This is a genomic window from Janthinobacterium sp. GMG2, from assembly GCF_033949445.1.
Taxonomy (GTDB): domain Bacteria; phylum Pseudomonadota; class Gammaproteobacteria; order Burkholderiales; family Burkholderiaceae_D; genus Janthinobacterium; species Janthinobacterium aestuarii.
Genome location: NZ_JAXAWA010000002.1, coordinates 877,613 through 890,870, shown reverse-complemented (window position 1 = coordinate 890,870; position 13,258 = coordinate 877,613). Strand labels below are relative to the sequence as shown.

General features: G+C 61.3%; 18 protein-coding genes. 11 read left to right on the top strand and 7 right to left on the bottom strand.

Going from position 1 to position 13,258, the window contains the following annotated elements:
• Nucleotides 1–18 precede the first annotated feature (18 nt).
• The 6 genes from SKZ59_RS10105 (at nt 19) to SKZ59_RS10080 (ending at nt 4,546) form a co-directional block, all read left to right on the top strand.
• Entirely contained in the window at nt 19–885 is an 867-nt protein-coding gene (locus tag SKZ59_RS10105) for a putative selenate ABC transporter substrate-binding protein (protein WP_219329010.1), read from the top strand.
• A 131-nt stretch (nt 886–1,016) separates the two neighbouring features.
• Complete coding sequence (locus SKZ59_RS10100; RefSeq protein WP_319991607.1) at nt 1,017–1,829, top strand: phosphonate ABC transporter ATP-binding protein; 813 nt, start codon at nt 1,017–1,019, stop codon at nt 1,827–1,829.
• A gap of 11 nt (nt 1,830–1,840) precedes the next feature.
• On the top strand, nt 1,841–2,653 hold the full coding sequence (locus tag SKZ59_RS10095) for a PhnE/PtxC family ABC transporter permease (protein ID WP_072454139.1): 813 nt from the start codon (nt 1,841–1,843) through the stop codon (nt 2,651–2,653).
• Nucleotides 2,650–3,453 carry a phosphonate ABC transporter, permease protein PhnE gene (gene phnE / locus SKZ59_RS10090; RefSeq protein ID WP_072453570.1) on the top strand — a complete coding sequence of 268 codons (804 nt, stop codon included), beginning with the start codon at nt 2,650–2,652 and terminating at the stop codon, nt 3,451–3,453. Before SKZ59_RS10095 ends, phnE begins: the two co-directional genes overlap by 4 nt.
• Before the next feature lie 26 nt (nt 3,454–3,479).
• On the top strand, nt 3,480–3,845 hold the full coding sequence (locus SKZ59_RS10085) for a hypothetical protein (RefSeq protein WP_319991606.1): 366 nt from the start codon (nt 3,480–3,482) through the stop codon (nt 3,843–3,845).
• A 56-nt stretch (nt 3,846–3,901) separates the two neighbouring features.
• The gene (locus SKZ59_RS10080) at nt 3,902–4,546 is read left to right on the top strand and encodes a hypothetical protein (protein WP_319991605.1); all 645 of its coding nucleotides are present in this window, start codon (nt 3,902–3,904) and stop codon (nt 4,544–4,546) included.
• Here the strand turns inward: SKZ59_RS10080 and SKZ59_RS10075 are convergent.
• The gene (locus SKZ59_RS10075; protein ID WP_319991604.1) at nt 4,539–4,772 is read right to left on the bottom strand and encodes a hypothetical protein; all 234 of its coding nucleotides are present in this window, start codon (nt 4,770–4,772) and stop codon (nt 4,539–4,541) included. The genes SKZ59_RS10080 and SKZ59_RS10075 overlap by 8 nt on opposite strands.
• Nucleotides 4,773–4,856: 84 nt before the next feature.
• Here SKZ59_RS10075 and SKZ59_RS10070 point away from each other — a divergent pair, with 84 nt between their 5' ends.
• The 5 genes from SKZ59_RS10070 (at nt 4,857) to SKZ59_RS10050 (ending at nt 7,547) form a co-directional block, all read left to right on the top strand.
• On the top strand, nt 4,857–5,027 hold the full coding sequence (locus tag SKZ59_RS10070; RefSeq protein ID WP_161781473.1) for a hypothetical protein: 171 nt from the start codon (nt 4,857–4,859) through the stop codon (nt 5,025–5,027).
• A 160-nt stretch (nt 5,028–5,187) separates the two neighbouring features.
• Entirely contained in the window at nt 5,188–5,538 is a 351-nt protein-coding gene (locus SKZ59_RS10065; RefSeq protein ID WP_319991603.1) for a hypothetical protein, read from the top strand.
• A gap of 14 nt (nt 5,539–5,552) precedes the next feature.
• Complete coding sequence (locus tag SKZ59_RS10060) at nt 5,553–6,047, top strand: GNAT family N-acetyltransferase (protein ID WP_319991602.1); 495 nt, start codon at nt 5,553–5,555, stop codon at nt 6,045–6,047.
• Nucleotides 6,048–6,075: 28 nt separating this feature from the next.
• Nucleotides 6,076–6,660 (top strand): hypothetical protein, encoded by a 585-nt coding sequence (locus SKZ59_RS10055; protein WP_319991601.1) that lies wholly within the window; start codon nt 6,076–6,078, stop codon nt 6,658–6,660.
• A 227-nt stretch (nt 6,661–6,887) separates the two neighbouring features.
• Nucleotides 6,888–7,547 (top strand): hypothetical protein, encoded by a 660-nt coding sequence (locus SKZ59_RS10050; RefSeq protein WP_319991600.1) that lies wholly within the window; start codon nt 6,888–6,890, stop codon nt 7,545–7,547.
• On the opposite strand, the gene SKZ59_RS10045 is transcribed toward SKZ59_RS10050, so the two are convergent.
• From SKZ59_RS10045 to cyoB, 6 genes are read right to left on the bottom strand one after another with little or no spacing between them, the layout of a single operon-like run.
• Nucleotides 7,548–8,084 carry a response regulator transcription factor gene (locus tag SKZ59_RS10045; RefSeq protein WP_319991599.1) on the bottom strand — a complete coding sequence of 179 codons (537 nt, stop codon included), beginning with the start codon at nt 8,082–8,084 and terminating at the stop codon, nt 7,548–7,550.
• Nucleotides 8,074–9,423 carry an ATP-binding protein gene (locus SKZ59_RS10040; protein WP_319991598.1) on the bottom strand — a complete coding sequence of 450 codons (1,350 nt, stop codon included), beginning with the start codon at nt 9,421–9,423 and terminating at the stop codon, nt 8,074–8,076. Before SKZ59_RS10040 ends, SKZ59_RS10045 begins: the two co-directional genes overlap by 11 nt.
• Nucleotides 9,407–10,234 carry an SURF1 family protein gene (locus SKZ59_RS10035; protein ID WP_319991597.1) on the bottom strand — a complete coding sequence of 276 codons (828 nt, stop codon included), beginning with the start codon at nt 10,232–10,234 and terminating at the stop codon, nt 9,407–9,409. Before SKZ59_RS10035 ends, SKZ59_RS10040 begins: the two co-directional genes overlap by 17 nt.
• Nucleotides 10,231–10,617: a cytochrome o ubiquinol oxidase subunit IV gene (cyoD, locus tag SKZ59_RS10030; RefSeq protein WP_034748058.1), complete on the bottom strand. Its 387-nt coding sequence runs from the start codon at nt 10,615–10,617 to the stop codon at nt 10,231–10,233. The genes SKZ59_RS10035 and cyoD overlap by 4 nt, the downstream gene beginning before the upstream one ends.
• Nucleotides 10,614–11,252, bottom strand: coding sequence for a cytochrome o ubiquinol oxidase subunit III (gene cyoC, locus SKZ59_RS10025; protein WP_034788486.1), 639 nt, complete (start codon nt 11,250–11,252; stop codon nt 10,614–10,616). The genes cyoD and cyoC overlap by 4 nt, the downstream gene beginning before the upstream one ends.
• Nucleotides 11,245–13,248 carry a cytochrome o ubiquinol oxidase subunit I gene (gene cyoB / locus SKZ59_RS10020; protein ID WP_034748052.1) on the bottom strand — a complete coding sequence of 668 codons (2,004 nt, stop codon included), beginning with the start codon at nt 13,246–13,248 and terminating at the stop codon, nt 11,245–11,247. Before cyoB ends, cyoC begins: the two co-directional genes overlap by 8 nt.
• Between the last annotated feature and the right edge of the window lie 10 nt (nt 13,249–13,258).

Here is a 13,258-nt window from a genome sequence, read left to right as displayed (position 1 = left end):
TTTTTTAAAGGCAGTCCCATGACCACATTCTCGAAATTTCCCGCCATCCTGGCCACCGTCGCCGCCACCCTGGCCATCCACAGCGGCCTGGCGCAAGCGCAGCAAGTGTTGCGCGTGTCCGCCATTCCCGACGAAGCGCCGACGGAATTGCAGCGCAAGTTCAAGCCGCTGGGCAGCTACCTGGAGAAAAAGCTGGGCATGAAAGTGGAATTTACGCCCGTCACCGATTACGCGGCGTCCGTGGAAGGCTTGATCAATAACAAGCTCGACATGGTCTGGTTCGGCGGTTTTACTTTCGTGCAAGCGAACGTGCGCAGCGGCGGCAAGATCGTGCCGCTGGTGCAGCGCGAGGAAGACACGAAATTCCGCTCGGTTTTTGTGACCACCAGCAAGGACATCAACCAGTTGTCCGACCTGAAAGGCAAGAATTTCACGTTCGGCTCGGAATCGTCGACCTCGGGCCACTTGATGCCACGCTACTACTTGCTGGCAGCCAAGATCAACCCGGACACGGACATGAAACGCATCGCGTTTTCCGGCGCGCATGACGCCACCGTGGCGGCAGTGGCCGGCGGCAAGGTCGATGCGGGCACCTTGAACATTTCTGTTTGGGAAAAACTGGTCGAAGCGAAAAAGGTCGACCCAAGCAAGGTGCGCGTGTTCTACACGACACCAGGCTATTACGACTACAACTGGAGCGTGCGCGCCGACATGAACCCCGCCGTGCGCAAGAAACTGACGGACGCCTTCCTGGCGCTGGACCCGTCTACGGCCGAAGGCAAGGAAATCCTCGAATTGCAGCGCGCCACCAAGTTCATCCCGACCAAGGCCGAGAACTACAAGGATATCGAAGCGGCCGCGCGCGATGCGAAGCTGTTGAAGTAACTTTATTGCCGAACCTGTCGGATTACGTCCTGCGGACTAATCCGACCTACGCTGTCCGTTGTATGGCGTAGGTCGGATTAGCGGCGCAGCCGCGTAATCCGACACCGCCCCAAAAAAAACCGAAACATCGCATGACATTCCAACTTCACAAGGTCAGCGTCCACCACGCGGGCGCGCCCGGCAATGCGCTGGCCCTGCGCGAACTCAGCCTGGACGTGGCCCAAGGTGAACAGATCGCCCTGATCGGCCCTTCCGGCGCTGGCAAGACCAGCTTGCTGCACACCCTGGCCTGCGCGCTGCGCCCGGAATCGGGTACATTGAACATTCTTGGCACTTCACCCTGGCAAGTCGCCAGCGCCGCGCGCCACCGCTTGCGCGCGCGCCTGTTCCTGGCACCGCAGACGCCGCCGCTGCCGCCGCGCCAGCGGGTCGTCAACGCCGTGCTGGCGGGCCGCTTGCCGCAATGGAGTTTGTGGACGGCTATCCGCTCGCTGCTGGCGCCGGCCGATCCGCGCGCCGCGTGGGAAGCGCTCGGTAAATTCAATCTGCAAGACAAACTGTATGCGCGTGTCGACCGCCTATCCGGCGGCGAACGCCAGCGCTGCGGCATGGCCCGCGCGCTCGTGTCGAACGCGGAAGTGTTCCTTGTCGACGAACCCTTGTCCGCGCTCGATCCCACACTGGCTTTGCAGACGATCCATGTGCTGCAGGCCGAAGCAACGGAACGCAACGCTACCCTGATCTGCAGCCTGCACCAGGTGGAAATCGCCCGCGCCTGCTTTACGCGCATCGTCGCACTGCGCGATGGCGAGATCGTCTTCGACTTGCCTGGCGCCGAGGTCAGCGACGCGATGATCGCAGCGCTGTACCGCAACAAGGCAGACCACGCGCCGCAATTCGAGGCCGTGGAAACAAATCTGGACGCGGCGAGGCCCCTTTGCTGAAGAGCACCGCCATGCCGCGCGACCCCGCCTGGCGCGGCCGCCTGACCGGCGCCGCCGTCGTGCTGCTCGTGCTGTGGCCGATGCTGGTGCAGGCCGAATTCAAGCCGTGGATCTTATGGGATGCGCAAAGCCTGGCCGCCACCTGGCAATTCATCGCCAGCTTCGTGCCGCCCGCCCACTCGCTGGAATTCCTGCAACTGGTCGCCATATCCAGCTGGGAAACCATAGCCATGGCCACGGCCGGCATGGCGCTGGCCATGCTGGGCGCCATCCCACTGACCCTGCTGGTGACGGAGCGCCTGTCGATTTCGCGCATCGGCTCAGGCCGAGTGTCGCCGCTGGCTGCCAGCGTGCGCCACGCAGTCCGTGCGCTGCTGGTGCTGCTACGCAGCGTGCCGGAACTGGTCTGGGCTCTATTATTAGTGCGCATCGTGGGACTGGGACCGACGGCGGGCGTGATCGCCATTGCCCTCACCTATTGCGGCATGCTGGGCAAGGTGTACGCGGAAATCCTTGAATCGTCGGATGCGTCCGCCTGCAACGCCCTGCTCCACAATGGCAGCGGCAGATTACAAGCCTTGCTGTACGGCGCCCTGCCCGAGTCGGCCGCCGAACTGGTGTCGTACACGATTTACCGCTGGGAATGCGCGATCCGCGGCTCCGTCGTCATGGGTTTTGTCGGCGCGGGCGGCCTGGGCCAGCGCATGGATGAATCGATGAAGATGATGGCGGGCAGTGAACTGGCCACCATGCTGATGGTGTTCGTGCTGCTGGTGGCGGGCGCCGACGCCGTGTCCGCCATGCTGCGCCGGAGGCTGGCATGAAGCATCCGAATTTCGGCGCGATGCCCGCGCCTGCACCCGTGCGCTGGTCGACCTGGGCCTTGCTGGCCGGTTTGCTGCTGCTGGTCATCGCCAGCTTCGCCACCCTGCCCCTGAAATGGGGCGAATTCTTCAGCGCCGACGCCGTGCGCACGAGCGCCGACTTCCTGCACGGCTTCGCCCCGCCCGAACTGGCGCCGAACTTCCTCATGAAAGTGGGCGTCGCCACGTTCGAGACCCTGGCCATGTCGGCCATCGGCACGGTGATCGCGGCACTCGTGGGCGCGCTGCTGGCCCTGCCCGCCAGCGGCCGCTTTGGTCGCTTGGCGCGCAATGCCACGCGCGCGGTGCTCAACGTGCTGCGCTCGATTCCCGAACTGGTATGGGCTTCGATTCTGCTGATCGCCGCCGGCCTGGGCCCGTTCGCGGGCACCCTGGCGCTGGCGCTGCATACGATGGGCGTGCTGGGCCGATTGTTTGCCGATGCGTTTGAGAATTGCCCGCCCTTGCCGGCCGCCACCTTGCGCATCAATGGCGCGCGCCCCGCCGTGGCCTTCCTGTACGCCACCTTGCCGCAGTGCGGGCCGCAGATGATGTCCTACACCTTGTACCGCTGGGAAAACAATATCCGCGCCGCCGCCATCCTCGGCGTCGTCGGTGCGGGCGGCCTGGGGCAAATGCTGAAATACCATCTGTCGCTGTTCCAGATGCAGAACGCCGCTACCGTCATCGTCGCCATGCTGCTGATGGTGGCCGCCGTCGATGGCCTCAGCTACCTGCTGCGCCGCGCCATGACCCGTTAATTTTTTACTTTTCACAAGGAAAACCCATGTCAGGCTGGTGGACCATTATCTCGACAGACACGCCGGAGCAAATGGCCGACATGACGAAAGTCAACAAGGACGCTTTTCTCGCCACGTGGGAAGCGGGCCTGTTCGGCGCCGACTGGATCGCCCAGCTGTGCCACGATGGCAAGGCAACCCAGCTGGCTTTCAACGGCTTTCCCAACCGCTACACGGCGCTGGCGAACGTCGTCGTGCCCCTGCTGCAGGCGGGCATCGCCGAAGCGCAGGATGGCGAATTTCCACAGGACCGGCTCACAGGCTGGCCCGGCTGCATTACCGTGCACCAGGACCGCATCGCCGCCTGTGAACCGGGTCAACTGCTGACCATCGAAGTGTGGGATCAATCGTAAATGATGATTAAAGGCAAATGGTTTAGACTGATGCGCAGCTGCAACTAGAGGAGTTCATGATGGGATTGGCAATTTCGGTCGGCGCCCTTGCCGACCTGCAGGAAGAAGACCCGGAAGGCGCGCAGTGGCTCGTCACCGCTTTGGAGGAAGCCAATCTGCTGCTGCAAAAGGCGGGGCTGCCACAGCACAGCGAACCGGCCACGCTGCCGCAACTGGACTCGCGCGTCATGCTCGATTCCTTTCCATATAGCTTCCTGCACACCCTGCGCCGCGCGTATGCCCATGCGCGCCTCGATGCGCAATGGCGTGCCACGCCACTGGCCGACGGCGAGGATGCAACGGAGGATCCGGTGCTCGATGCCGCGCAGGATGACTTTGACAGCCACCTGATCTGCCATTCCGATTGCGAAGGTTTTTATTTCCCCCTCGTCTTCGAGGAAGTCATTTTTGCCGATGAGGAACACGCGCTGCTGGGTGGCATGCTGGGCTCCTCGTACAGCCTGCGCGCTGAACTGGTCACGGTCGCACCCGCGCTGGGCATCTTCCTGCTGGGTGACGAACTGAGCGATGAAGAAGCAGCCCGCATCAATGCGCGCATCGACGCGGAAGACGGTCTGGAACGCGAACTGGTCGCCTGGCTGGCCGCGTACGAGGCATGCCGGCTCAGCATCGAGCACAAGACGGCGATCGTCTTCAATTGAGCATGCTGATACGCACCACCGCCACCAGCCACGCCAGCGCGGCTGGTTTTTTCCGATGCCTGGCAGTCTCAACTACCATCCAGCCATTAATGCCAAACGCTGACATCGACTTGCCTGCATGACAAATCAGCACAGCAAGGTTCCCCTGCAGATAGAACACCTCGCTTGGTTCAGCCAGCACCTGGGTGGGCGCTTCCGTACGGCAGGATTGCGCATTCAATTTCATGATAATCAGGAAGCTGGCATCCGTTGGAGGGTGGCGTGTCCCGAGGAATACCAAGCCGCCATTCTGCAAGGCTTGCACGAGGGAATGAGCGGCGCTTTTCCGCAATATCTGGCAAGCAGCGGCTTGTGGATCACGGAAGTCCTGATCGACGATATCAGCTCCTCGCCCGATGCCTTTTATCGCGCAGCCTTGCTGGTGGTAGCCCAGGCCAAGGCGCTATTGGAATTGTCAGGACGTGCATACGACACGGCGTGAGCAAAATTATGCGAGCGGCGGCAAGCAACGCGGTGATCCTGTTAATATTGCCAGATACTTCAATGACGGGCGCCATCCCAAGGACAGGCGCCACGCCATTCAAGCATATGTGACGTATTTTCCTGCGCTGCAGGCCACTCTTGCATAGGCTGTCAATACCATGAAAAAACTGCTCCTGGGCGTCCTGGCCGCCTGCTGCTCGCTGCACGCCAGCGCCGCGCCTGTCGAAGACTTTATCGGCACCTGGAAACTGGAACGCACCACCGTCCCGAACTATATCGTCATCAAGCAGGAAGGCGAGCGGCTCGTGGCGTTGCGCTATACGCGCAATGTCATCAGCAACAAGATCACGGAGCGGCGCTTTCCCGCCAGCTATGTGAACGGCGATGTCACCATCTCCGCGGGCGAAACGGTCATCGAAGCACGCAGCGTGAACGACGTGGCGACAGTCACGATGCTGGCGGAAGCGTACAAAAAGATTTCATCGTCCACGGACGCACCGTCCAGTTAGGGAAAGTCGCAGAATTGAATCACATTATCATCCGCCCCACCACCGCCGCCGACTGGCCGGCACTGAAGTCCACGCGTCTGGCCGCCCTGCTCGACGCGCCCACGGCCTTTGGCGCCAGCCACGCCAGCGCCGCCGGTTTTTCCGATGCCGACTGGCAGCAGCGCGCCACCAGCACGCCCCAGCGCACGTTTTTCCTCGCCTTTGATGGAGAACACCCCATCGGCCTGGCCGCGCAAGTGGTGGCCGGCAATGGCGAGTGCCACCTGATCGCCATGTGGGTGCATCGCGAATATCGGGGCATGGCCGTAGCGCAAGGCCTGGTCGACGCCGTGAAACAATGCGCTGTCGGCAATGGCCATCGTCGCCTGATGCTCGACGTGGCGCCGGAAAATGCACGCGCGGCCGCGTTTTACCGGAAACAGGGCTTTGTCTTTTTACCGGAGTGGGAAGCGCTGGAAAGCCATCCGCATATCCAGGTGCAGAAGATGGAGTGGCTGGCGCCGGCATAGGTATTAATCAGTAGAAAGGTGCAAAGCGATGCTGCGATCTATTTCCACACTCCTGCTGTTGACTGTCCTTGCCGGCAAGGCGAGCGCAGCGAATATTCCCGATATCGTTCTTGAATATGCCCATGCGTTTGCGCAAACACAGGCGGCGGACGAGCAAGCATCCACGCCGCCAGCCGACTACGCGCAATGGTTCTTTGAAGGCTTGACCCATCCCTCAGGCGGCATCGTGACGCAATCGGCCGCCATGCGTGATGCCTACGTGAATGGCCAACGCTATTGGCGCGATCATCCGTCCGAACGGACCAACATCATGGCAGGCTATGGCTACCGTGCCATCGAGCGCGATGGCGTCTGGTCGCGGGGCTTTGAAAAGAGCGTTTTCCAACCGGCCCATGCTGATCTGGACAGTGACGCCGGCGCATGGTGGTTCAACTCCTTCGGCAGCGTCGCGTGGCGCGACGTCGGCCTGGTGGCGCCCAATTCAAGCTATGAGAAGCCGCGCGTGCATATTGCCGGTTATCTCAGTCCCAAAGGCCATTACGGCCATCTGGGCGCCTATGAACATGAAGTCCTGGTCACGTCGGGCGTCGCCGTGCAAGCTGCGGATCATTGATGGTGAATCCGGATAAACGCGATTTCAGGCACTCCATTCATCCCGATTGACATCCTGTCTTAAAAACCACCTGGCGCCTGTGTTTTTTTCTACACTCTGCCGAGGTGAGATTACTTGGGATTCAAATGAACAGGATGAATATGCGTGCAATAGCTGGTCTTATGCTGTGTTTATACGGCGCCGCGGTACAGGCCCAGGCGGATACGGCGCAAGCCACAGAGCCATCCATGCAGGATGAGACAGCGTCCGTCAATGTAAAGGGCATCCGGGATCCGGACTGGAAGCCCTACAGTGCCATGCTCAAGGGCGTCAAGCGATTCGAGGAAAAACATGGTCTGGCGCCAGGCGCGCAGCTGCGCTTCATCCTGGAGCCGCGCCGTGCCGACGTCGACATGCACGCCATCGCGCTGCGGCTGGAAAGCGATGACGCGGCTATGGCCATACCGCTGGGGGAGCGCAATATCTTCACCTTGCCCGTCGAACAGGGGCCGTTGTATGAGAAGGCCGAGCTGACCGTGAACCGCAAGGCGGGCTCGGTCAGGTGGATTCCCTACGTCAGGAGCGCGGCGGCCAGCGACACGTTGCGCCGCCTGGGCGACCTGCGGCTGGCGTGCGAAGTCCATTGGGCCATCGACAAGGACACCTTGCCTTTTGCCATGCGCACGGCGATGGGCGCATTGGGCGGACCCTGCAATTTCGTGTCGCAAAAGGGAACCTACAGCTTTTCCGAACCGCGGCGCATCACGGCCGCGACTATCAGCTACAACGGCAAAAGCGCGCCCGTGCCCTTCAGCGGCTCGTCGTTTACGCCGCCGCTGCGGGAGCAGGACTGGAGCGATGACAGCGTTGTCGAGCTGACGTTCGACAATGAACAAGCTGCGCGGTGATTATTTCACCCGCTGCTTTTCCAGCTTGCGCGCCAGCGTACGCCGGTGCATGCCGAGGCGGCGGGCCGTTTCCGAGATATTGAAATCCGTCTCGGCCAGCATTTCGTGGATGCGTTCCCATTCCAGGGTCTTGATGTTGGTGGCGCGGTTCGTCAGTTCGATGTCGGCGTTGCCGGCCACGTGGCCGAAGGCAGCTTCGATGTCGTCCGTGTTCGACGGTTTCGCCAGGTACTGGCAGGCACCCAGCTTGATCGCTTCGACGGCCGTGCCGATGCTGGCGTAGCCGGTCAGCACGACGATCAGCATCTCCGGGTCGTGCTGGTGCAGCATCTGCACGCAGGCCAGACCCGACGTATTGCCGTTGAGTTTCAGGTCGACGACGGCGTAGTCTGGGCAATGCTGCTCGAGCAAGACGCTCGCTTCGTCGAAATTCGTGGCCAGGATGACCTGGTAGCCGCGCCGTTCGAACGAGCGGCCCAGGGTGCGGGCAAATGCGGCATCGTCTTCCACGATCAGTAACAGACGGTCATCCTGCATGGTGGTCGCTTTCTCTTTCCAGTTTGATGGCCGCCAGCGGCAAGGCCAGGTGCACCACCGCCCCGCCCTGCACCCGGTTGCGTGCCGTCACCGTGCCGCCCAGGGTACGCGCGACATTGACCACCAGGAACAAACCGAGGCCGCCGCCGGGCTTGCCCTTGCTGCTTTGGTACGGCTTGCCCAGGTGCGTCAGCATCGACGGCTCGAAGCCAGGGCCCGCATCGGTAATGACCAGGTGCAAGGCGTCCGCTTCGCGCGTCGCTTCGAAACGCAGCCACTCGGGCGATGCTTCCAGCGCATTGTCGAGCACATTGCAGATGGTCTGTTTCAGGGTTGAATCGAAGACGACGGGCACGTCTTGCTCGATGCGGTTATCGTACTCGAAATCCTGGATCGGGCGGCTGGTGCGCCACTCGTCGACCAGGTCGTTGAGGAAGGTATTGATCGTCGTTTTCACGGAAGATTCCCCGCGCGCCTCGCCCGCGGACAATAAAATGCCGCTGACGATGCTCTTGCAGCGCTGCAACTGGGCCTGCATTTCCGTAATTTCTTCCAGCAATTCGCTGTTCTTGCTCAGTTCCGGCATGCGGCGCCAGTCGCCGAGGATGACGGACAGGGTCGCCAGCGGCGTGCCCAGCTCGTGCGCGGCGCCCGAAGCCAGCAAGCCCATGCGGATGATGTGCTCTTCTTCCGCCGCGCGCTGGCGCAAGTCCGCCACCTTGGCGTCGCCGGCGCGCTGGTTGCGGTTGATGCGCGTGATGAACACCACGAGCAAGGCGGCGTTCAAAATAAAGCAGATCAGCAAGCCCTGCACGTAGAGGCTGGAAAAGCCCCGCTCGGGGTCGATCGGCAGAATCAAGGGGCCGGGCAGCAAGGCCAGGCCGGCCAGGCACAGGCTGGTGATGGCCACCATGATCCAGGTCGACCACACTTCCAGCAGCACGGCGCTGAGGATGACTTGCAGCAGGTACAGGAAGGCAAACGGGTTGCTGATGCCGCCGCTCAGGTAGAGCTGGGCCGTCAGCACGGTGACGTCGACCAGCAGCGCGAGGAACAGGGCCGTGTTGGAAACGGGCTGGCGTTCATGCCAGCGCAGCAGGCTGGCAAGGTTAAAAGCGACGAGGCAGGACAGCACTTCGAGCATGTAGGGCACGGGCAAGGCGATGCCCAGTCCCACGCCCACGCCGAAGATCGTGCTGATCTGGCCGATCACGGCCAGCCAGCGCAGCTGGATCAGCAGCTTCATGTTCTGGTGGCCGGCCGGATGTTCCATCTCGGCCGCCACCGCGCCGCGCTCTAACACTTCGCGGTTGGGCAGGATCTCAATCCTGCCCGGCATGGTCGCTCTCTTGCGTGCCGGCGCGACGGCGCGCGCGGCGGCGCTTGTCTTCGCGCACGATCCACCACGTGATGCCGGCCACCATCAGGGCCAGCGCGAACCACGTCAGGGCGTACACGAGGTGGTTGTTGTGGAAGGAAATCACGGTCAGGCCGCCGACCGGTGCGTCGCTGGCCGTTTCCGATTTTGCCTTTGCGTCGACAAAATATGGCGCCACGTTGGTCAGCATGTGCGAGGCGCCAATGGCGGCCACGTCGCGCGAATACCAGTGCTGCGTGGCAGGACTGTTTTCGCGCAAGAAACCACCGCCCGTTTCGCTGACGCGCAGCAAGCCGTCGACGTGCACGATGCCGGCCGGCGTGCTGGCGGCGATGCCTTCGCGTTTCGGCACGAAGCCGCGGTTGACCAGCACGGTGCTGCCATCGGCCAGACGCAAGGGCGTCATCAGCCAGTAACCGCTGCCCAGTGCCGTCGTTGCTTGCACCAGGGTATTAAAAATGGGGAGATAGGTACCGGAGAGTCGCACATGGCGGTATTCGTCCGTTTGCTGCGTGATGCTGGCCCAGGCTGCGGGTCCAGGGGCGTCCGTTGCGGGCGCATGTACGCGTTGTTCGACGCGCTCGATCAGGTCAAGCTTCCAGAACAGGCGCTTGACTTGCCAGGTGCCCAAGGCACAGAAACCGGCAAACAAGATCCCCGCCAGCAAGGCTAATGCGTAGCGCACAGCCATGCCGCGTGGGCCTGGCGCGGCATCTTGCGATGCGGCGCCAGGGGCGCGCCCGGTGTTGCTTAGGCGCGTATTACTCATCATGGAGCCGTTTTCGTATGCATGTACTCAGGCATCAGATCCGGCATCATGTTGTGGTTCATGTGGTACATGACCCACAGGGAACCGGCCATGGCAATGCCCACGATCATGATGGTGAAGATCAGCGCCATCATGTTCCAGCCGCCTTCGGACTTGGTGTTCATGTGCAGGAAGTACACCATGTGTACCACCACTTGAACAGCCGCGAACGCCAGCAGGACCAAGCCCATGGTGCCCGAGTTGGTGATGGCTTTCGTCATCACCAGCCAGAACGGAATGGCCGTCAGGATCACCGACAGGATGAAACCGATCGTGTAGCTTTTCAGGCTGCCATGATCGTGGTTGTCATGGTGGTGGCTATCGCCGTGTGTGTGGTGGTCGCTCATGGCAGCACTCCCATCAGGTAGACAAAGGTGAAGACGCCGATCCAGATGACGTCTAGGAAGTGCCAGAACAGCGACAGGCACATCATGCGGCGGCCGTTTTCCGGGGTCAGGCCATGCTTGTTCAACTGGAACATCAAGGTCACGAGCCAGATCACGCCGAACGTCACGTGCAAGCCGTGGGTACCGACCAGGGCGAAGAACGACGACAGGAACGCGCTGCGCTGCGGACCGGCGCCTTCGTGGATCAGATGAATGAATTCATACATTTCCAGCGACAGGAAGGCCAGGCCGAACAGGCCCGTGATGCCCAGCCAGACCAGGGTGCTGCGCAATTGCTTGCGCTGCATGGCCAGCATGGCGAAGCCGTAGGTGATCGACGACAGCAGCAGCATGGCCGTGTTGACGGCCACCAGTGGCAGGTCGAACAGCGCGGCGCCCGTCGGGCCGTCCGCGTAGCTGCGGCCGACCACGGCGTACGTGGCGAACAGACAGGCAAAGATCAGGCAATCGCTCATCAGGTAGAGCCAGAAACCCAGCAGGCTGCCGTTTTCCGGGTGGTGCTCGCGCACAAAGTAGCTGCGCGTGCTTGGTGCGGCGCCAGCGGCGCCGGTGTTATGGGCGATGGTATCAGACATGGCTGCTCAGCAATTTAGTATAAGCGTCTTCGGTACGGACCACTTCTTCCGCAGGAATGTAGTAATCGCGCTTGTAGTTAAAGGTATGGACGATGATGGTAACCATCATGATCACGAAGCCAATGCTGGCGACGAGCCACATTTGCCAGATCAGGCCAAAACCGACCAGTGCGGACAGTGCGGCGATCACGAAACCAGCCCAGGTGTTCTTCGGCATGTGGATCTTCGTGAAACCGGACGTCGGACGCTGGTAACCGTGTTTCTTCATGTCAGTCCATGCATCGAGTTCGTGCACTTGTGGCGTGAAGGCGAAATTATAGTCTGGCGGTGGCGACGACGTCGACCATTCCAGCGTACGGCCACCCCATGGGTCACCGGTCACATCGCGCAGGGCGTGACGGTTGCGGTAGCTGACGAAGAACTGGATCAGCATGGAAGCGATACCCAGTGCGATCGAGACGGCGCCAAACCAGGCGATGATGGTCCAGATTTGCAACGATGGATCTTCGAAGTGATTGACACGACGGGTCACGCCCATCAGGCCCAGCACGTACAGCGGCATGAAGGCCAGGTAGAAGCCGACGAACCAGAACCAGAACGAGCACTTGCCCCAGAACACGTCGAGCTTGTAGCCGAAGGCTTTCGGGTACCAGTAGTTAATCGCAGCGAAGACACCGAAGACCACGCCGCCGATAATCACGTTATGGAAGTGGGCGATCAGGAACAGGCTGTTGTGCAGCACGAAGTCAGCTGGTGGTACGGCCAGCAATACGCCGGTCATGCCGCCGATGGTGAAGGTGACCATGAAGCCGATCGTCCACAGCATAGGCAGTTCGAAGCGGATACGGCCGCGGTACATGGTAAACAGCCAGTTGAAGATCTTCGCGCCCGTCGGGATCGAGATGATCATCGTCGTGATGCCGAAGAAGGAATTGACGCTGGCGCCCGACCCCATGGTGAAGAAGTGATGCAGCCATACCAGGTACGACAGGATCATGATGACGCACGTGGCGTACACCATCGAGGCGTAGCCGAACAGGCGCTTGCTGCTGAACGTGGCAACGACTTCCGAGAACACGCCGAACAGCGGCAGGATCAGGATGTAGACCTCTGGGTGGCCCCAGATCCAGATCAGGTTGACATACATCATGGCGTTGCCGCCCAGTTCCGTCGTAAAGAAGTTAAAGCCTGCAACGCGGTCCAGCGACAGCATGGCCAGCACAGCCGTCAGCACCGGGAAAGCGGCGACGATCAGGATGTTGGTGCACAGTGCGGTCCAGGTGAAGACGGGCATTTTCATCCAGGTCATGCCTGGCGCGCGCATCTTGACGATGGTGGCGATCAGGTTGACACCGGACAATAGCGTCCCGACCCCGGCAATCTGCAAGGACCAGATGTAATAGTCTACCCCCACGTCCGGACTGCCGACGATGCCCGACAGCGGTGGATACGCCAGCCAGCCCGTGCGGGCGAATTCGCCGACGAACAGCGACGCCATGACCAGGGCGGCGCCCATGGTGGTCATCCAGAAGCTGAAGTTGTTAAGGAATGGGAAAGCCACGTCGCGCGCGCCGATTTGCAGCGGCACCACGTAGTTCATCAGACCCGTCACGAAAGGCATCGCGACGAAGAAGATCATGATCACGCCGTGAGCGGTGAAGATCTGGTCGTAGTGATGCGGTGGCAGGAAGCCGGCATTGTCGCCAAAGGCGACAGCCTGCTGGGTACGCATCATCAGCGCATCGGCAAAGCCGCGCAGCAGCATGACGAGACCCAGGATCATGTACATGATACCGATTTTTTTATGGTCGATACTGGTGATCCAGTCGCGCCACAGGGTACCCCAGACGCGGAAATACGTCAGTGCCGCAACGAGTGCGATACCGCCCAGGGCAACCATGGCAAAGGTCACCAGCAGGATAGGTTCGTGAAATGGAATTGCATCCCAAGTCAGACGGCCGAATATAAGCTTCGTCAGATCAATATGGTCTAGCATTGTTACTCTC